This is a genomic window from Serratia sp. PAMC26656, from assembly GCF_016469055.2.
GTDB classification, from domain to species: Bacteria; Pseudomonadota; Gammaproteobacteria; order Enterobacterales; family Enterobacteriaceae; genus Serratia; species Serratia plymuthica.
The window spans coordinates 3,457,166-3,474,358 of the sequence record NZ_CP150486.1 but is presented as its reverse complement, the minus strand read 5'-3'; the positions used below and the strand labels follow the sequence as shown (position 1 = coordinate 3,474,358).

Annotated in this window: 14 protein-coding genes and 1 pseudogene; 5 read left to right on the top strand and 10 right to left on the bottom strand. The window is 55.8% G+C overall.

The window, feature by feature from the left end:
- Positions 1 to 194: 194 nt before the first annotated feature.
- Together rcsA and JEM67_RS17485 are read right to left on the bottom strand one after the other, a co-directional pair.
- Positions 195 to 824: a transcriptional regulator RcsA gene (rcsA, locus tag JEM67_RS17490; RefSeq protein ID WP_013813555.1), complete on the bottom strand. Its 630-nt coding sequence runs from the start codon at positions 822 to 824 to the stop codon at positions 195 to 197.
- Between the two features lie 768 nt (positions 825 to 1,592).
- Complete coding sequence (locus JEM67_RS17485; protein ID WP_199634778.1) at positions 1,593 to 3,008, bottom strand: pyridoxal phosphate-dependent decarboxylase family protein; 1,416 nt, start codon at positions 3,006 to 3,008, stop codon at positions 1,593 to 1,595.
- A gap of 100 nt (positions 3,009 to 3,108) precedes the next feature.
- On the opposite strand from JEM67_RS17485, the gene JEM67_RS17480 reads away from it, so the two are divergent.
- Positions 3,109 to 3,981 carry a LysR substrate-binding domain-containing protein gene (locus JEM67_RS17480; protein ID WP_199634779.1) on the top strand — a complete coding sequence of 291 codons (873 nt, stop codon included), beginning with the start codon at positions 3,109 to 3,111 and terminating at the stop codon, positions 3,979 to 3,981.
- A 1-nt stretch (position 3,982) separates the two neighbouring features.
- On the opposite strand, the gene JEM67_RS17475 is transcribed toward JEM67_RS17480, so the two are convergent.
- Both JEM67_RS17475 and JEM67_RS17470 read right to left on the bottom strand, forming a co-directional pair.
- Positions 3,983 to 5,368 (bottom strand): CoA transferase, encoded by a 1,386-nt coding sequence (locus JEM67_RS17475; protein ID WP_199634780.1) that lies wholly within the window; start codon positions 5,366 to 5,368, stop codon positions 3,983 to 3,985.
- Between the two features lie 64 nt (positions 5,369 to 5,432).
- A complete protein-coding gene (locus JEM67_RS17470) occupies positions 5,433 to 7,616 on the bottom strand; it encodes a glycoside hydrolase (RefSeq protein ID WP_199634781.1) in 2,184 nt (727 codons plus the stop codon).
- Positions 7,617 to 8,131: 515 nt separating this feature from the next.
- Here JEM67_RS17470 and JEM67_RS17465 point away from each other — a divergent pair.
- Together JEM67_RS17465 and mgtA are read left to right on the top strand one after the other, a co-directional pair.
- Positions 8,132 to 8,830: an MgtC family protein gene (locus JEM67_RS17465; protein ID WP_004946253.1), complete on the top strand. Its 699-nt coding sequence runs from the start codon at positions 8,132 to 8,134 to the stop codon at positions 8,828 to 8,830.
- A 199-nt stretch (positions 8,831 to 9,029) separates the two neighbouring features.
- Positions 9,030 to 11,729, top strand: a complete 2,700-nt coding sequence (gene mgtA / locus JEM67_RS17460; RefSeq protein WP_199634782.1) for a magnesium-translocating P-type ATPase — start codon at positions 9,030 to 9,032, stop codon at positions 11,727 to 11,729.
- A gap of 32 nt (positions 11,730 to 11,761) precedes the next feature.
- Here the strand turns inward: mgtA and JEM67_RS17455 are convergent, their stop codons facing one another.
- The 4 genes and pseudogenes from JEM67_RS17455 to JEM67_RS17440 all read right to left on the bottom strand — a co-directional run bounded on the left by JEM67_RS17455 (position 11,762) and on the right by JEM67_RS17440 (position 14,184).
- Positions 11,762 to 12,535: a DUF3307 domain-containing protein gene (locus tag JEM67_RS17455; protein WP_199634783.1), complete on the bottom strand. Its 774-nt coding sequence runs from the start codon at positions 12,533 to 12,535 to the stop codon at positions 11,762 to 11,764.
- Between the two features lie 2 nt (positions 12,536 to 12,537).
- Positions 12,538 to 13,134, bottom strand: a complete 597-nt coding sequence (locus tag JEM67_RS17450; RefSeq protein ID WP_013813548.1) for a hypothetical protein — start codon at positions 13,132 to 13,134, stop codon at positions 12,538 to 12,540.
- Between the two features lie 114 nt (positions 13,135 to 13,248).
- Positions 13,249 to 13,713 carry a DMT family transporter gene (locus tag JEM67_RS17445; RefSeq protein ID WP_199634784.1) on the bottom strand — a complete coding sequence of 155 codons (465 nt, stop codon included), beginning with the start codon at positions 13,711 to 13,713 and terminating at the stop codon, positions 13,249 to 13,251.
- A gap of 5 nt (positions 13,714 to 13,718) precedes the next feature.
- Positions 13,719 to 14,184, bottom strand: a pseudogene (locus JEM67_RS17440) (DMT family transporter).
- A gap of 101 nt (positions 14,185 to 14,285) precedes the next feature.
- Here JEM67_RS17440 and JEM67_RS17435 point away from each other — a divergent pair.
- Entirely contained in the window at positions 14,286 to 15,206 is a 921-nt protein-coding gene (locus JEM67_RS17435) for a LysR family transcriptional regulator (protein ID WP_199634785.1), read from the top strand.
- A gap of 71 nt (positions 15,207 to 15,277) precedes the next feature.
- Here JEM67_RS17435 and JEM67_RS17430 read toward each other — a convergent pair whose 3' ends face one another.
- Together JEM67_RS17430 and JEM67_RS17425 are read right to left on the bottom strand one after the other, a co-directional pair.
- Positions 15,278 to 15,457 (bottom strand): hypothetical protein, encoded by a 180-nt coding sequence (locus JEM67_RS17430; protein WP_199634786.1) that lies wholly within the window; start codon positions 15,455 to 15,457, stop codon positions 15,278 to 15,280.
- Between the two features lie 121 nt (positions 15,458 to 15,578).
- Positions 15,579 to 16,688, bottom strand: a complete 1,110-nt coding sequence (locus JEM67_RS17425; protein WP_199634956.1) for a YbdK family carboxylate-amine ligase — start codon at positions 16,686 to 16,688, stop codon at positions 15,579 to 15,581.
- Between the two features lie 165 nt (positions 16,689 to 16,853).
- On the opposite strand from JEM67_RS17425, the gene JEM67_RS17420 reads away from it, so the two are divergent.
- Positions 16,854 to 17,192 carry a metalloregulator ArsR/SmtB family transcription factor gene (locus tag JEM67_RS17420; protein WP_199634787.1) on the top strand — a complete coding sequence of 113 codons (339 nt, stop codon included), beginning with the start codon at positions 16,854 to 16,856 and terminating at the stop codon, positions 17,190 to 17,192.
- The last annotated feature ends 1 nt before the right edge of the window (position 17,193 follow it).

Genomic DNA, 17,193 nt, shown 5'->3' with positions numbered 1-17,193 from the left:
ATTTAATTCGCAAGTTTTCCGCAAGGTTATTATTTCGGAGGGGGAGGGGCTGTTTTTGCTGCGGGAATACCCGCCGCGGCCGAAAATGTCGTCGCGAGCAGGTATGAGGTTATTTAAATGTTTTATATCCAGGATGACTGGCTGTAAGACATTTAAAACCAAGATTGAGCAGAATACACGGTAAATCTCTTTACCTAGCGGCTATTGACAAATATCCCACTGGTTAAGGTGTCGGTTAAACGGACAACATGATAAATAATTTGCTTGTTGTGCGTTTTAATTTTTCTTTTGATATTTCCCTTGTGGGAAGAGACGGTCTTGGCTTTAATTTGCATCTGGTCGGATATCTGGATGGTTCCCTGACCCGACATCCACATGCGCAACATGTTTGATTCTGTTTGACTCAGCGTAACGGGCGTTTGGTCAAATGAGGTCTTTTCCGTACGAGTGGCTTTTTTCTCAAGATAGTGACTAAGTAGCTGATTCATAGTCTCTGGCTTGATGGATTTTGACGAGATAATGACATTTTTACGAACATATAAATAATCGTCAAAATGTACGTTGGTGATAGCCATAAAGATGAAGAATAAGGTGTCCGGGTGCAGTGAAATCACCCGTTTTATACGTTCTGTCGCATTGGCTTCGTGTATAAAGCAATCTTCGTTAATAAACACCAAGCTGGGTTTCAACTTGCTGCATTTTTCATGCAGATCGTCGATATCGTTGATGGCATTAATTTGGCGTTTTTTTACTCCGTGTGTTGTCAGGTAGTCTGTTAAACCCAATCTGGTATAGCTGCATGAATCCATAATGATCGTTGGCATATCGCACCCCCACTTAAATCCGTTTTACCGCGGTAACAAAGAGAAAAAGCCTGAAGCCTAAAGGCAAAAAAATGGAACAAAATTTCACGTATAGCCAGTGTTCTATCAATAAACACGACGGCACTCAACGATATTTTCTTTCTAAACTAATTAATTGCATGAATCTATAAGTTTAGCTTAAGTCAGAATAATCTGCTAAACGATAAATAGCCAGTCAAGAACGCTAACTTATGCCTGAGCTACGTGGCTGTGGGCATCGTTATGATTGAATCTGCGCATCATGTCACGAAATGAATTTTTAAATTGCTAGGAAAATTCTTAAAAAAAATTCATGTGTTGTTTTTTTAACATTTTTCAGTCTGATTTTTCAACACATTGAGAGTTGCCAAATTTTGATTTTTATAAATTTATCATTATATATCAATGAGTTATTGGTTTTATTTTCATGTTTGATAATAAGAATTTTTTCTTTTTTTATCAGTTGCGATATCCAGCACTCACATTGAGTTAACATGGAACCGGTTCTTTGTTAAGGAAACGGGCGTTATAACAACGAGTTGATGTAGCTATATGTGCTATTCCACAAAATGTGAGAAATGTCAGAGAGTGATTAATTGGTTTCTCTGAACTATTTTGCCCATTGTGGCCGGCTGTGGCGCTGAAGAGGGGCGATAAGGGGACAATACACCGGGCTTGCTGCTTGCAGTATGTTGGTAGTAATAACAATGATAAAGCAGGACGCCGCAAGGGCGCCCTTAAACTTGGTGATTAAAACGCTTCTGGCAGGCAGTGTTGCAACGATTCCAGCGCCAGGCGGATATCTTCTTCTTCCGTCATCCAATTGACCAACGCGGCGCGGATCCCGGGTTGCCCGTTATAACGCGTAGGGGTGCAGCGCACTATACCATGTCGATCGAGCCGGGCGATAAAGCGATCCCGTGCGGCCGCGACATCCCCTTCAACGTGACTGAGAGCGAAGCACACCACGTTCAAATTGACCGGCGCCAGCAGATGAAAACCCTCGCTGGCATCCAACCCTGCGCCCAACCGGCGCGCCAACTGGATATTACGCTCAACCATGTCCTGCATGCCGCTGCGGCCATAAGCTTTAAGCGCCATCCATAACGGCAGGGCGCGGAAACGCCGTGAGTTTTCCGGCGTCAGGTGCAGGTAGTCGTCCGGGCGTAACGTCGGCGCTTCCATATAGACCGAATGGTTTTGGAAAACTTGCATCTGCAGTTCCAAATGACGGGTGAATTGAATGGCGCTGTCGTAGGGCACATTTAACCATTTATGTGCGTCAACGGTGATTGAATCCGCTTGCTCCCAGCCGGTCAAGAGCGGGGAATAGTGCGGTGAACAGGCGGCGACACCGCCAAAAGCGGCATCAACGTGCAACCAGAACGGGTAGCGTTCGCGCAGTGCCAGCAGGCGCGGCAGATCGTCAAAGGTCACGGTGTTGACCGTGCCGGCGCTGGCCAACACGATAACAGGCACGCCATTGCTGGCGGCCAGATACCGCTCCAGCGCTTCAGTGTCTATGGCTTCGGAATCCGGCAGACTGTCGATGATTTTCAGCGCATCGCGGCCGATCCCGAGCATGCTGAGTGCCTTCACGCTGCTGGAATGGGCATTCGCCGACAGCACCTGTATTGGCCCTAACGCCGCTAATCCCTGCTGGGCGACATCGATCCCACGCTGTTGCCCCAGCCACTGGCGGCCAATAGCGAGGCCGACAAAGTTGGCCATGGTCGCCCCGCTGACAAAGCTGCCGCTAAATGCTTTCGGTAAACCCAGCAACGACTTCAATTGCTCAATAGTGGCCAGCTCAATCGCTGCGGCAACGGTATCTTGGCTCAGCAGGCTGTTTTGGTCTATGGCACTAACCAGCCAATCCGCCGCCAGCGCGGCCGGAGTAGCGCCGCCGGTGACAAAGCCAAAATAACGCGGCCCGGCGCTGCCTGAAAGACCCTCTGCATAGCGTAACCAGAAATCCTCCAGCGTCGCCAAAGCGCCGTTGCCGCTGTCCGCCAGTTGGTCGTCGCCCAACTGCAGCTGTTGGGCCTCAAGAGGAGGGTAAACCGGGCGCTGCTTCAACCCGGCAAGAAACCCATCTGCCAACTGGCGGGTCCGGTCGAGTATCTGTGGAAATTGGTCAAGATCCTGCTGTAAGCGAGGGTGCATCTGTGGCTCCGGAGAGAAAAGATAAGGATGACACCTTAGACCATTTGCTTTGGGGCGAAAATCGATGAAAAATGACCCTTTTGGATAGCAGGACTAACCAATGCTCAATGATCGTATTCCCCTGCATACCCTGCCGACCTTTGTGATTGCCGCCCAACTGGAGAATTTGCGTGCCACCGCGCAGCAGGTACATCTGACCCACGGCGCGGTTAGCCAACAGATCCAGCAGCTCGAACAGGCGATCGGCTGCCCGTTGTTTGAACGGCACGGGCGCGGGTTGCGTTTGAATGCCGCCGGCCGCGAACTGTTGGCGGTGGCGGAACCGGCGCTACAGGCTCTGCAACAGGGGATTGGCCGCGTCAGACGTATTGCGCAAAGCCACACGCTGCGCATCAGCGTGCTGCCATCCTTCGCTCACTATTGGTTAATGCCGCGGTTGTCGGCTTTCCGCGAGGCCTGCGCCGGCATTGCGCTGGATATCGACGCTTCTCTGGCGGTGCAGGATCTGTCGCGCAAGGGGTTTGATGTGGCTATTCGTATTGGCGAGGGTCAATGGCCGAATTTGCAGGCGCAGCGTATCGCTTCTGGGGAGGTGGTGCCGGTGGCCACCCCTGAGTTGGCACGACAGTGGCAGGCGGCATTCGACAAGGGTTCTCCGCGCACGCCGCTGCTGGAGCATGATGTTACGCCGTGGCGCAGTTGGTTTACAGCGCATCAGCGGGAGGAGTGCGGCCAGCAATTGGCGCTGTTTAATGACGCCGGTTTGCTGATCCGCGCCGCAGAGCAGGGGTTTGGCGTTGCGCTGGTGAAAAGGCTGCTGGTCAGCGATGCCCTGGCGGAGGGGCGGCTGGTGGCGCTGGCCGAGGCCAGACATCTGGATAAGAGCGATTTTTATCTGGTTTGGCCGCAGACCGCCGGTTTGACGCCGGCGGTCGAAGAGTTATTGCACTGGTTACAACGCCAACTGGCCTGAATCAGCGGCGCAGCCACTCCGGCTGGGATGTGCCCAGAGCGGTAGCGGGCAGTGCCCATTGCAGCGCAGTTCCGTTCAGATGCAGCGGGGCGCAAAGGCGCAGCGCTGCACCCCAATGGGTCAACTCGGTTTTCGGGTTTTCATCGGCCGCAGTGACCGGTGCCAGCGGTTTTGACAACTGCCCTTGCGGATAGGGATTATCAAATAACAGTTGAGCGGTGCGGGCAAGGGAAAGTCGTGCGCTGTAGCCGGTGCGGTGCTCCAGTCGCTCGCGCATGCCATGCAGCACCGCTGTCGCCATCAGGTAACCGGTAGCGTGATCCAGCGCCTGTACCGGCAATGGCACCGGCATGGCGGCGTTTTTCCACGTCATACCTGATGCAGCCAACCCGCAGCTCATTTGCACCAGGCTATCGAAGCCACGCCGCCCACGCCACGGGCCGCTCCAGCCGTAAGCGTTCAGACAGACGTCGATCAACCCCGGCGACAGCGCGCGCCGTTGTTCCGCGCCATAGCCCAATTTCTCCAGCGCACCGGCGCGGTAGCCATGAACGATGACATCGGCGTTTTGCAGCAGATGCTCAAAGGTGTGGCGATCGTGGGCGTTATTCAGATTCAGGCGCGCGCAGCGTTTGCCGAGGAGCACTTCATGCTCGACGCCCGGTTCATCCCAACCGTAGGGATCGATACGCAATACGTCCGCACCCAACCCGGCCAGAAAGCGGGTGGCGATCGGCCCGGCGATAATCCGCGTCAGGTCCAACACCCGCACGCCGTGCAGCGGTCTGGCGGCCGGCAACGTCCAGGCAGGGGGCGGGGCTTCAGGTTGCCGCGTTTGGTGGATTAACGGCTCCTGTGCGACGCTTTTGCCCTGAATATGCTGCCGCCACGCCTCGACCGGGCGCATTTCCGCCGCGCAGCCACCGGCCTCTATCACCGCCTGTTCCAATTCGCTTTTTTGCCACTCCAGCACCTTTTGCGCCAGCGTGTCTTTATCCTGATGCGGCCCCAGTACCTGCTCCACCGCTTTACGGTGATGCGGCGCATTGGTATGCAGGCGGATCCAGCCGTCGCGCGTGGCATAATCACCTGCCAGCGCGTCCCAGGCGGCAGGCGGTTGCCACCCCAGTGGCCGCAGAGTCCAACCGAACCACAGCGAAGCCAGTCGACGATCGACCAATGCCTGCGGAATACCGCCTTTGCTTTGTTGCAACAGCCCGGCGCAGGCCAGGCCAGCTGCGCCCCAACAGGCCGTAGCCAGTTCGGTCACCGGGAATGCGCTGGCCAGCTCGCCTTCGCCGCTGACCGCCAATTGGCCCACAGGAGAAGGGCTGTGGCTCAGGCTTTGCCAGATTTCTTCGAGCAGCTTTTGGGTAAGGGTAGGCATCAGTAAACTCCATCGTTGCCGATCGGGGGACTGAGCCTAGCGTAGTTCACCCCGGCCGGAGTTGCTATTGCGTGATGTTCAGGGTGCGACCGTCCGCCAGTTTGGCATGCAGGCTCTGGGCGGCGATGCCCTCGAACGGCTGGTTGCCAAAGTTGGCGGTCAACGTTGAACCGTCGCTGAAGGTGGTTTGCTGTACCCAACCCGCCGTATCCAGCCAGCGGAAGTCCGTCAGCGCCTTATCCCACAACGCCTGATGCAGCGGGCGGAACGCCGTATCGGCCCGCTTGATCTCCGGCAGACGTGCTTGCAGGGTAGCGCGGTTGAGGTGGAACATCGGCGCGGTGTTGTACAACTGGCTGAGCAGGCTGCGCGCGGTTTTGACATCGCTGAATTTCAGGTTGTCGTAATTCCAGTGGTGGCTGGTGATAACGGCATCGTGAAACACCGCCTGGTACAGCGGCAGGCGGTAGCGCGGATCAAACTCCACCGTTCGGTAGGGTTCTTTGACCTTGGCCGGGCTGAAGAAAAAGGCCGGCTGGGCATTTGGCCACCAGGCACCCAGATAGTAGGGCGAGGATTTATCCTGATTCATCTGCTTGTCACCCCAGCCGAAGCCCCAGGTTTCCATGCCGTGGGCAAACATGATGTGGCGGGCGGTCACCGCATTGCCATCCTCAGAACCAAGCGGCAGTTTTAGCGTGTCGCTGAACCAGGCCAGTCGCGCGTTGCGCGCCTGCGCCATTTGCGCAGCGCCGGTAGGGTGATTGGGCTGATAGTCATCAGACACCATTCCGGTGCCGTCAACGTCAAGGAACAGGCTGTTCAGCCCGGCCAGTTGTACCAGGCTGCGCATGCGTTGTTGGGAATAGGGCAATACGCAACCGGGATTCAGGTAGTAGCCTTGCTTGCCGAAACCGGGTTTTTTAGTGCCGTCGGCGCGTACGATGGCACAGTCTTCACGCAGTGCTGTCGGCAACTGGGCCGTCAGCCAACCGTCGTTGACTCCGCGGGGAATCGCCGTGTCGTAAGAGTCGTAACTGGCGATGAGATAGCCCAATGTCTTGGCGCTCTCCACCACCTGCGGATGCAGAAACTCGGCGGTCCAATTATCGGTGCCCAACCACAGGCGCGGCAACCCGGCCTGATGCAGCGCCTCGATCAGTGGTTTCGCCAGCCCCTGGCCCCAGCTGTCTGCCGGTGCCAGATAGGCGCCAAGCTGCCGCTGCGCCAGCTCGCGCACGCTGACGGCCTGCCGATGTTGCGCTTCCAGGAAGTCTGGATCGTCCGGCGTAGCGTTGAGCGGCGTCAGCGTGACCAGCGCCTGGTTCAGCGCGTCGATCAGCGTCAGTTGTTGCCAGCCCTCCGGCGTTTTTCCCGCCAGTTGGCGCAGCGCTTTCTGGTTTTCGGCATCCATTTTCTGCCGCAGCGTTTCGCCAGGCGGGGAGATGAGCCAGGACAGCAAGCCCGGCCAGTTTTTCACGTCAGCGGGTGCCAGCAGTTTGTCGCCCCACAGATAGATATGCGTGGCACCAATCAGCTTTTCACCCTCCGGGGCCGTGCGGATTTTATCGCGCAGACTGCTGAACTGGCCGCTTTGCTGCAAATACTGGCGATAACGACGCGCGCCGGATAATGGCGTTTTACCCACATGCAGCAATACGTCGAAAGCCTGTTGCTGATTAAAACGGTTGAACTGGTGGCTACTGCGCATGCTGAATACGCCTTTTGCGTTGGCAAAGTTGACCTGATTGCTGAACGGCGTAAGCAGAAGCCAGCTATACACCTTGCCCTGTCGCTCCAGGCTCCACAGCGGCAACTTCAGATCCCAATTGGTATCCAGCGGCGTCATTTCCTTAACCAGATACCGCTGCCAGACGGCATTTTCCAGCGGGATACGACTGCCTTCACCTATTGGCAGCAACAGGGTGTCGGCCTGCTGCGGCAGGGTGAACCAATTCAACGTCTGCGCCCGGCGGGTGTTGAAACTAAGATGCAGATCGCCGTCCTCAAGCCTGGCGGACACCTGCATGGCGCTGTCCGGCCATTGCCAACGGGCCTGCGTTGGCGTGCTTTGCAGTTCGGCCACGGTTTGTGCGGCCTGAGCCTGATTGACGATGGTTTTGCCTGTTGCGATTTGCAGCGTGGCCGGGTCGATGTCAAAACGTGCCGTTCCCTGTTGCAGTAACAGGGCGTCGGTGGGGAAGGCGGCAAACAGGGCGAAACTGATGGAAAGGCGAAGCATGTTCATCGGATTGGCTGTCCTTCGGGGATTAATGTCCTGTTGAGATGCTAGTCTATAGATAATAAGCGTATCACCCAAAGCCAACGCGGCAGATTGCGTAGCGCGTCAAATAAATGGCGTTATGCAGTTTAATTTCTGTTTAATAAATTCGCCTTTACATCATTACTCTGCGTCACTATACTCAGCCAAAATTTCAGTGAGGAAACACAATTGGACAGTTTTAGTTGTAGCGATATAAATAAGGCAAGCTGACCAATCCTCTTCTGATTTGTTGCTTGCCGAAAACGGCGGGCAGCACCCCTCTCTTTTTATTCCGAGCTGTGCAAACCCGAATCTCATTGTTGTACCTGAGGCCCAATGGCATCAGGTGAATTGATTTGGACGTTATTATGGCAATTTGCAGTCACAGCCTTTTCCCTCCAGGCACTGACGCGTTCGTTCGCTAATATATTATTGGCGCAATTTCGCGTGTGCTAAAAAGCACATGATTTTATCTCCTGCAGTTTATTAAGGGGACAGTCATGGCTATGACTCCTTTTGTTTTAAATCTATTACTGGCGATGAGCCTGGGTGCGGTTATTGGCGCTGAGCGGCAGTGGCGTCAGCGTATGGCCGGCCTGCGCACCAATGCGCTGGTGGCCACCGGTGCGGCGGTGTTTATCCTCAGCTCCATGTCCACCGATCCTTCCAGCGCCGGGCGGGTTGCCGCGCAGATTGTTTCCGGCATCGGCTTTCTGGGCGCCGGGGTGATCATGCGTGAAGGGCTGAACATCCGTGGCTTGAATACCGCCGCCACGCTGTGGTGTTCGGCGGCGATTGGCGTGCTGTGCGGCCTGGGGCAGTACTGGAATGCAGTACTGGCGACGCTGGTGATCCTGTGCGCGAATATTCTGCTGCGAGAAGCGGCGCAGCGCATCAATCTGCAACCTCAGCAGCAGGCGACCGATCTGGAACTGTGTTATCGCATTCAGGTTACCTGCGGCGAACAAGATGAAATACTGGTACGCACTCTGATATTGCAGGCGCTGAACGGCGTGGCACTAAGATTGCAATCTTTGCGCAGCGCCGATATATCCATTCCCGGTCAGCTTGAGGTTTGTGCCGAGATAACGGCCAATCCCGCCGCGCAAAAAGAAATAGAGGGTATTGTCTGCCGCGTCAGCCTGGAAAAAAGCGTGAGCGCCGTACGCTGGCGAGTGGCTTCTGAATTGCCCGTTTAATTCTTCATTAATATTCACTTCATTTGGTGGTAAGGAGGCGTCATGGACGATGACCCCATAATATTGATTGTTCGACGTGATTGCCTGTGGTTATAAAATCCGGCAATTACACTGATTAAATAAATTCCACTCTGCGCCTATTCGCCTGTTAATCAGGTGAGGTAACCCTGTGCGCAGAATAAGATAAGAGAATAGCGTTATGACCTATATTAATGACAACCTACGCCGTCGCGATAAAAAAGAGGCACCTTACGCCATCGCGCAAGAGGCGAAAAACAGCGTCGACCAGACGCTGGCAAATTTAAAATGCAATCGTAATGGCCTGACCCAGGATGATGCTGATGAACGCCTGGAGCAATTTGGCGTTAACCAGGTTGCCCATGAGAAAGCGCCGCATGCGCTGGTGCAACTGATTGGCGCATTTAATAACCCTTTTATCTTTGTTCTTATGGTGTTGGCTGCGATCAGTTTCTTTACCGATTACTGGTTGCCTCTCCGGCGCGGTGAAGAAACCGATCTCATTGGCGTGATAATCATACTGGTGATGGTCTCACTCAGCGGGTTGCTGCGTTTCTGGCAGGAATACCGGACCAACAAGGCAGCGGAAACGCTGAAATCGATGGTGCGCACTACCGCAACGGTATTGCGCCGCAGCAGCTACAGCGCGCAGCCCTTGACGCTGGAAGTGGCAATTCGCGAACTGGTGCCGGGAGATATCATCCAGCTTTCCGCCGGGGACATGGTGCCGGCGGACGTGCGCCTGCTTGCCTCACGCGATCTGTTCATCAGCCAGGCGATCCTGACCGGGGAGGCAATCCCGATCGAGAAATACGATGCGATGGGCAACGTCAGCCAAAAATCGAGCGAGGAGGAAGTCTCCAGCGAGCATGCGCTGTTGGAACTGCCGAATATCTGCCTGATGGGCACCAACGTCGCCAGCGGCACCGCCACGGCGGTCGTGGTGGCGACCGCCGGGCGCACCTATTTTGGCTCGTTGGCCAAGTCGATCGTCGGTTCCCGTTCGCAAACGGCCTTCGATCGTGGGGTGAACAGCGTCAGTTGGCTGTTGATCCGCTTTATGCTGGTTATGGTGCCGATTGTGTTGCTGATCAACGGCTTTACCAAGGGCGACTGGAGCGAAGCGGTGCTGTTTGCTTTGGCGGTGGCGGTGGGATTGACACCGGAGATGCTGCCGATGATCGTCAGTTCCAACCTGGCGAAGGGCGCGATTGCCATGTCGCGGCGCAAAGTGGTGGTCAAGCGCCTGAATGCTATCCAGAACTTCGGTGCTATGGACGTGCTCTGTACGGATAAAACCGGCACCCTGACCCAGGATCGCATCATCCTCGAGCATCATCTGGACGCCGGCGGTGCCAAAGATAATGAGGTGCTGCACCTGGCATGGTTGAACAGCGCCCACCAAAGCGGCATGAAAAATCTGATGGATCAGGCGGTGATCCGATTCGGGCGCGGTAAGTCGGGCATCGAGGCGCTGGGGCGTTTTAGCAAGGTGGATGAGCTGCCGTTCGATTTTGTACGACGCCGTCTGTCGATCGTGGTGGCGGATGACAATGGCCAACAGCGGCTGATCTGCAAAGGGGCGGTGGAGGAGATGCTGGACATCGCCACCCACGTGCGCGAGGGGCAGCAGACGCTGGTGCTGGATGAGGCGCGGCGTGCGGCGCTGCAGGCGCTTGCCGCCCAGTATAATGAGGATGGATTCCGCGTGCTGGTGCTGGCGACGCGGGAGCTGGGTGAGCAGAAAGCTCCCTTGCCGCTGAGCGTGGCCGATGAGCGCGATATGGTGATCCAGGGCGTCCTGACCTTCCTCGATCCGCCGAAGGAGAGCGCGCAGGAAGCAATCTCTGCACTACAGGAAAACGGCGTGGCGGTGAAGGTATTGACCGGCGATAATCCGGTGATCACCTGCAAGATTTGTCGCGACGTCGGGCTGGAGCCGGGCGAGCCGCTCTCCGGCCCGCAAATCGAACAGATGGACGATGAAACGCTGGCGCGTGAAGTGGAGCAACGCATGGTCTTTACCAAACTGACACCGCTACAGAAATCGCGGGTGTTGAAGATGTTGCAGGCGAATGGCCACACCGTCGGGTTCCTCGGCGACGGTATTAACGATGCCCCGGCGCTGCGCGATGCGGACGTCGGTATATCGGTGGATACCGGCACCGACATCGCCAAGGAGTCGGCGGACATCATTCTGCTGGAAAAAAACCTGATGGTGCTGGAAGAAGGGGTAATCAAAGGCCGTGAAACCTTCGGCAATATCATCAAATACCTGAACATGACCGCCAGCTCCAACTTCGGCAACGTGTTTTCGGTGCTGGTGGCCAGTGCGTTTATCCCGTTCTTGCCGATGTTGGCGATCCACCTGTTGATTCAGAACCTGATGTACGATATTTCCCAGCTGTCGCTGCCGTGGGACAAGATGGACAAAGAGTTTCTGCGTAAGCCGCGCAAGTGGGATGCGAAGAACATCGGCCGCTTTATGCTGTGGATTGGGCCAACCTCATCCATTTTTGATATCACCACCTATGCGCTGATGTGGTTCGTCTTCGCCGCCAACAGCGTCGAGCATCAGGCATTGTTCCAGTCCGGCTGGTTTATTGAAGGGTTGCTGTCGCAAACGCTGGTGGTGCATATGCTGCGTACCCAGAAGATCCCGTTCATCCAAAGTACCGCCGCATTGCCGGTTCTGCTGACCACGGCGCTGGTAATGGCGCTGGGCATTTATCTGCCGTTCTCGCCGCTTGGTGCCTGGGTCGGCTTGCAGCCCTTGCCGTGGGAATACTTCCCGTGGCTGGCCGGCACGCTGGTCAGCTACTGCGTCGTCGCGCAGATGATGAAGCGTTTCTATATTCGCCGCTTCGGTGAGTGGCTGTAATGACCCTGACCGCCGGGCGCAATGCCCGGCGGTTATAACAATTTTTTTACCAGCAGACCGAGCAAGATGGTCAGAGTAAAGGAAAACAGCGTGCCGAGCAGCACATACTCGGTACGCATTTTATCATCGCTCTGCCGCAGGTCGCCAAAGCGAAAAATAGACTTTGCGGCCAGCAAAAAGCCGATCGCCGGAATTTGGCCGATCAACACAAACGTCAGGATCAGCGTCCTTTCCAGGTAGCCAATCTGCTTGCCTGCGCGTAACAGCGAATCGCTGTCGGCTTTGGCCGAGGGCGGCATTTGCGGTGTCCAGTGCGCCAGCAATTGCCCAATCAGTACGCCCATCGGCATATAAATCACTAAATACGCCAGTAACATCAGCCCAAACTGCCTGCCGGTAGCGGCGGCGCCAAGCGTGGCGATCAGGCTGCGGGGTTCTGGCGTCAGGCACAGCCATAACAGAACAATCACCGTCAGATGCAGGCATTGATCGAGAAGAAAGCCGCCGGCTCGGCTGAGGCGGGCCAGGAGGGTGACTTTCAGCAGGTCGATAAAATAGTGGCTGATAGCGATAACCGGCAAAGTAGCCAGCGCCGCTGCGGCGGAGAGCCCGCCATGCAGCAGACCGAAACTCGCCACCGCACAGGCGGCCAATATGCCGTGCAGCAAGGCATGCAACAGCAGGAAACGCGAACGCGCGCGACGGCGAATTTTATCCTCTACCCAACTGAGCGGTTGCAGCGGGAAATCAGCCAGCAAATGTACAATCAGCAACCAGGTCAGCAATGGCGCGTAGGTTAAATCCATCTTCAGGTGATCCTGTTAATCGCGTGAATAAATCGCATGATCTCCTCATAGGCTGCGCGTTTTAGCGTTGCGGAGACCGTGGATGCGGCTTTATGCAGTTTCTCTGCCACTTCCAGGTTGGTGGCGGCAAACATCCGCGCCTGTACTATCTGCGCCTCGGTCTGCGACAGACGGCCAATCACATGATCTAACATTGGCAACAGATCGCTGACAATGGCATTCGTCTCGGCATTGTCATTTTTCAGAGCCAGCCTGCAATTTTTATCCAGGCTGTCCAGCGCGTGACCGGAATTCACAAAGGCGCTGGCATAACCGGCCGCTCGTTCCTGGCCGTCTCCCAGGCCTACCGCGATGCGGGCGTCCCACTGGCCGGCGTCCATTGCTTTGAGTGCGATACGGATATACGCCGCCAGCAGCAGGCCGGATTGCGATTCGGCCACCGCCTGGAAGCCGTCGCCGCGGAAAATCTCGAACCGCTGTATAAGATTGGCCTGTTGCAGCCGGTTGAGCAGGGCTTTCAGCCCGGTAATGTAATTTGCGGTGTCGAACTGCCGGGAGTTGACCAGATCACCGGTGATTACGCTGAGTTGCGTTTGCATGTCTTTCTCTGCTCTGAAGCGATAGCTTACCGTTAAAATTCGCACCTAAATACGAATATGTCAATTATTCGTATCTGAATGCGAATTTTGAATTTATTCGCTTCTAAAGGCGAATTATTCGCGCAATTTAAAAACGTCATGGATCAGCGTAATAAGGGGTTTTTCCATCCGCGCCAGAGCGACGCCGAGCAGGATCAGCCCGACCCCCAAGATCTGCGTACCGACTGGAGCGCCGCTGTCGCGCAGGCGATCGATGATGACGCCCGCCAGCATTTGGCCGCTGATAATCAGCAGTGCGGCGCGCAGCGTGCCAAGGCGCGGCAACACATAGCTGTTCAGCGCCACGAACAGCGCACCGATGACCCCGCCGAAGTAGGCTCCCCACGGGGCATGACCCAGCGGGAGGCCATTGAACCCGCTCCCCGTCGCCAGCAGCAGGCTGAGGAACAAAAAACCGACGATGTGATTGCAGAGCGAGGCTTGGAAAGCGCCGCGACTCAACGCCAGGCGGCCATTGACCGCGCGGCTGATGCTGATGCAGACGCCATTGAACAGCGCGAGGAATACCAAGGTTAGCATGGCGGTTATCTCAGAAAAATAAGCAGGGCGCAGCCGGAGAGGATCAGCAGCGTGGCGATAATGTCGTTGGTGCGCAGGCGGCGTTGAATGACGCCAAACCAACCGCGGCTGTCGGAAAGCATGCCGAACAACACCTGACCGGTAAGCATGAGCGCCAGGCTACCGGCAAGCGCCAGCGGGCTATTGACGGTGATGGCGGCCACTACCACGGTCAGGGCACCGGGAATACCGCCCAAATAGGCCCAGCGGGGGGGGCGCCGGCACCGTCGCAGAAGAGAGGAGCGCGCGGCGGCTCAGCAGCAACTGCAGCAACAACCAGGCGGCGATCGCGCCAACGCCATGAGCCACCCACGAAGCGAATAGCGGGCTGTTATAGCTCGCCAGTCCGCTGTTGACACTGATCATCAGGGCCAGCAAAGCACCGGCGGTTAACGCCAGCAAAGGATCGGAAAAACGTCCGCGTATCATCATGTCAGGTTCCATTTTTACAGTGGCGAACAGCGTACATTGTTTTTGTTATCGTCATAATCCACTACAATGGAAACTCATTGTTGAGTAAAAGTTGACGATAAATGACCGATAATTTTGCGGCGATCCCGCTGTTTGTGGCGGTAGTGGAATGCGGCAGTTTTTCAGCGGCCGGCCAGCGGCTGGGCATTACCAAGTCTGCGGTAAGTAAACGCATTACCCAGCTGGAAGGCTCGCTGGGCGTGCAGTTGCTGCATCGCACCACCCGCAGTCTGAGCCTGACCGAAGCGGGCGAGCAGTATTTTGGTTATGCCCGGAACGCCTGCGCGGTGGCGCAAGAAGGGGAAGACGCCATCACGCGCTTGCAGGGGCAGCCGCAGGGCATTTTGCGGCTCAGCGTGCCGATGGTGTTCGGCCGTTTGCATATTGCGCCGTTGATTCCGGTTTTTTTGGCTACCTGCCCGGAGGTGGAAATCAATATGATGATGGACGATAAGCTGGTCGATCTGGTGGAAGGGGGCTATGACCTGGCGATCCGCATAGGGCGGCTTGCCGATTCGAGCCTGATTGCCCGGCGTATCGCGCCTTGCTACAGCGTATTGTGCGCTGCACCGGCTTACCTGACGCGCTGCGGCACGCCAAAGGATCTGGCGCAGTTGGCACAGCATAACTGCCTGTTTTACAGCTACTACCGCGCCGGCAGCGAATGGCAGTTTCAGGGGCCTGAAGGGGCGGTGCGTTTTCAGCCGAGAGGGAATTACCAGGTGAATAACAGTGAGGCGCTACGTGAAGCGTTGCTCGCCGGCCTGGGTATTTGTCAGATGCCGACCTTTATCGTCGGTGACGATCTCGCGCAGGGGCGGTTGGTCGAACTGTTGCCGGATTACAAGCTGCCTGAACACGCGATTTATGCCGTGTACCCGGAACGCAAACACGTGCCGGCGAAAGTCATGGCCTTTGTCGATTTCCTGCTGGCGCACTTGGGTGGGGAACGGCCTTATTGGGACGTTCAACGTCAGACATGAAAACGCATTGTCATTCAGCCGGGAATACGCACGCCTGTTCGGCATGCCACCGGCGAAGGCCACGGTGGGGTTTAAAAGCTTTTTACCAACACTTCGCGCGGCTGCTCGGCGCCGTGCTTCAGCAAGTATTCAAAAGATCTTTCGCTGTTTTTCAACTGCTGCAGAAATTCTTGCGGCGAAAGATCGTGTTTCTTGCCGCTCATATAAGCCAGCGCCAGTTCTTTTGCCTGATAGCGTGAGAAATTGTACATCGTGCCCCCGGTGAGAATAAATGGTGTTTTGTTAAGGCTGATTGTAGGGGAATAGCACGTAATGAACAGTCGCTTTGGCGTATGGAATCGATAGCTGAAACCTGTGTGGTGGTGAGCCGTTTTAATGCGGCGGTTGCAACAGTTCGTGGCAGAGTTGTTTGATCACGTCCTTTTGCTGCAGGCCGTTATGCCGCAGGCGGCGTATGCGGTCCGCATCGTTCAGCGCGATCTTGACGTAATGCTCAACATTATCGAGCAGCGCGTTTTCTTCACTGTTTTGCAGGCCAGGCCGCAGGGCGGCGAGTGTGTCCAGCATATGCGATGTCAGGCTGCAGCGGCGCAGCGTGGCGGGATCCACATAGTCGGCGCCAAAGCCGTGGCGGCAGGCATTGATCTTGTTGTAGTTGGTAAAGGCGACATATTCCGCAACAACCCTTTGTCTGTTATCCAACAGGTATCTGGCCAGTAGCCGGCAGTAACCGGCTAATGTGGCCGCATGGTGTATATGCAACGGCGTATCGCAGACCCTGACTTCCACCGTACCTAACTCCGGCTTTGGACGCACGTCCCAATAAATGTCTTTGATACCTTCAATCACCCCGGCACTGGTCAGTCTTTCATAATAGACAGTGAATTCGTCCCAATTATAGATTTGCTCAAGGCAGCCGTAGTTGGGGAAAGAGTTTTGCGCGCTGAAACGGGAACTGGCAAACAGGGTATCGACGCCCTGGTAGAGCGGCGAAGAGGCACTCAAGGCAATCAGATGCGGCAAATAGGGCGTCATGGCATGGCACAGATACATAGCCTCATCACCGTCGTTGACGCCGATATGGATATGTTGGCCGAACACGCAGGCCAGCTTGGAGAGGTAGCCAAAGCGGCTGGCCAGCAATTTGTAGCGTTCGGAGTCGGTAATGACCTGTTGACGCCAGTCGTTGCTCAGATGGCGGCCTCCACCGCAGACGTCGCAATCAATGCGCTGCGCGCTGGCGCGTATCTTCCCGGTCAACTCGTTCAGTTCGGCCAACAGTTCACCGATATTGGTATGCACCGAGCTGTTTAATTCCACCATCGATTTAGTCAGCTCGTGCTTGACGCGTTTTTTGTCGCCGACGTCCTTCACCACCCGGTCGGCCTTGTGCGACAGATCGCAGCTTTCATTATCCACCAGCTGCAGTTCTATCTCCGTACCAAGGGTAAGCCTTTCCGAACGTTTGAAGGGTAGCGGCATCATACATCTCCAGATCTACGGCGGTGTACTCAGTATAGTGCGTCAGTAGGGCCTTGACGTTCGCGGATGCCCTGTAAAACGATCATTACATTTGATTATCCATATGTGTTATTGACATCGCCCGGTTGCGGATTATGATGGCGGTTATCATTCGGAGAGAAATCTATGCCATCACTGACACCGCTAAAACTGTTTAAAAATCTGTCGGACGACACCCGGCTGAACCTGGTGTTATTGTTGCGCCAGGCGGGGGAACTGTGCGTATGCGAGCTGTCCGGCGCGTTAGACGAGTCGCAGCCCAAAATTTCCCGTCATCTTGCTATGCTGCGTGAAAGCGGCCTGTTGCTCGATCGCCGTGAAGGTAAGTGGATCTTTTACCGGTTGTCACCGCATATGCCGGCCTGGGCTGCAGCGATTATCGAGCAAGCCTGGCTCAGCCAGCAGCAACGGTTTACCGAACTGGCGCAGCAAGCTGCAACGGGTGGCCAGGCACTCTGCCGGTAAC

Coding starts and splice junctions, on each gene's coding strand:
- rcsA (WP_013813555.1), bottom strand. CDS start 824: ATGCCAACGATCATTATGGATTCATGCAGCTATACCAGATTGGGTTTA.
- JEM67_RS17485 (WP_199634778.1), bottom strand. CDS start 3,008: ATGCACCCTCGCTTACAGCAGGATCTTGACCAATTTCCACAGATACTC.
- JEM67_RS17480 (WP_199634779.1), top strand. CDS start 3,109: ATGCTCAATGATCGTATTCCCCTGCATACCCTGCCGACCTTTGTGATT.
- JEM67_RS17475 (WP_199634780.1), bottom strand. CDS start 5,368: ATGCCTACCCTTACCCAAAAGCTGCTCGAAGAAATCTGGCAAAGCCTG.
- JEM67_RS17470 (WP_199634781.1), bottom strand. CDS start 7,616: ATGAACATGCTTCGCCTTTCCATCAGTTTCGCCCTGTTTGCCGCCTTC.
- JEM67_RS17465 (WP_004946253.1), top strand. CDS start 8,132: ATGGCTATGACTCCTTTTGTTTTAAATCTATTACTGGCGATGAGCCTG.
- mgtA (WP_199634782.1), top strand. CDS start 9,030: ATGACCTATATTAATGACAACCTACGCCGTCGCGATAAAAAAGAGGCA.
- JEM67_RS17455 (WP_199634783.1), bottom strand. CDS start 12,535: ATGGATTTAACCTACGCGCCATTGCTGACCTGGTTGCTGATTGTACAT.
- JEM67_RS17450 (WP_013813548.1), bottom strand. CDS start 13,134: ATGCAAACGCAACTCAGCGTAATCACCGGTGATCTGGTCAACTCCCGG.
- JEM67_RS17445 (WP_199634784.1), bottom strand. CDS start 13,713: ATGCTAACCTTGGTATTCCTCGCGCTGTTCAATGGCGTCTGCATCAGC.
- JEM67_RS17435 (WP_199634785.1), top strand. CDS start 14,286: ATGACCGATAATTTTGCGGCGATCCCGCTGTTTGTGGCGGTAGTGGAA.
- JEM67_RS17430 (WP_199634786.1), bottom strand. CDS start 15,457: ATGTACAATTTCTCACGCTATCAGGCAAAAGAACTGGCGCTGGCTTAT.
- JEM67_RS17425 (WP_199634956.1), bottom strand. CDS start 16,688: ATGCCGCTACCCTTCAAACGTTCGGAAAGGCTTACCCTTGGTACGGAG.
- JEM67_RS17420 (WP_199634787.1), top strand. CDS start 16,854: ATGCCATCACTGACACCGCTAAAACTGTTTAAAAATCTGTCGGACGAC.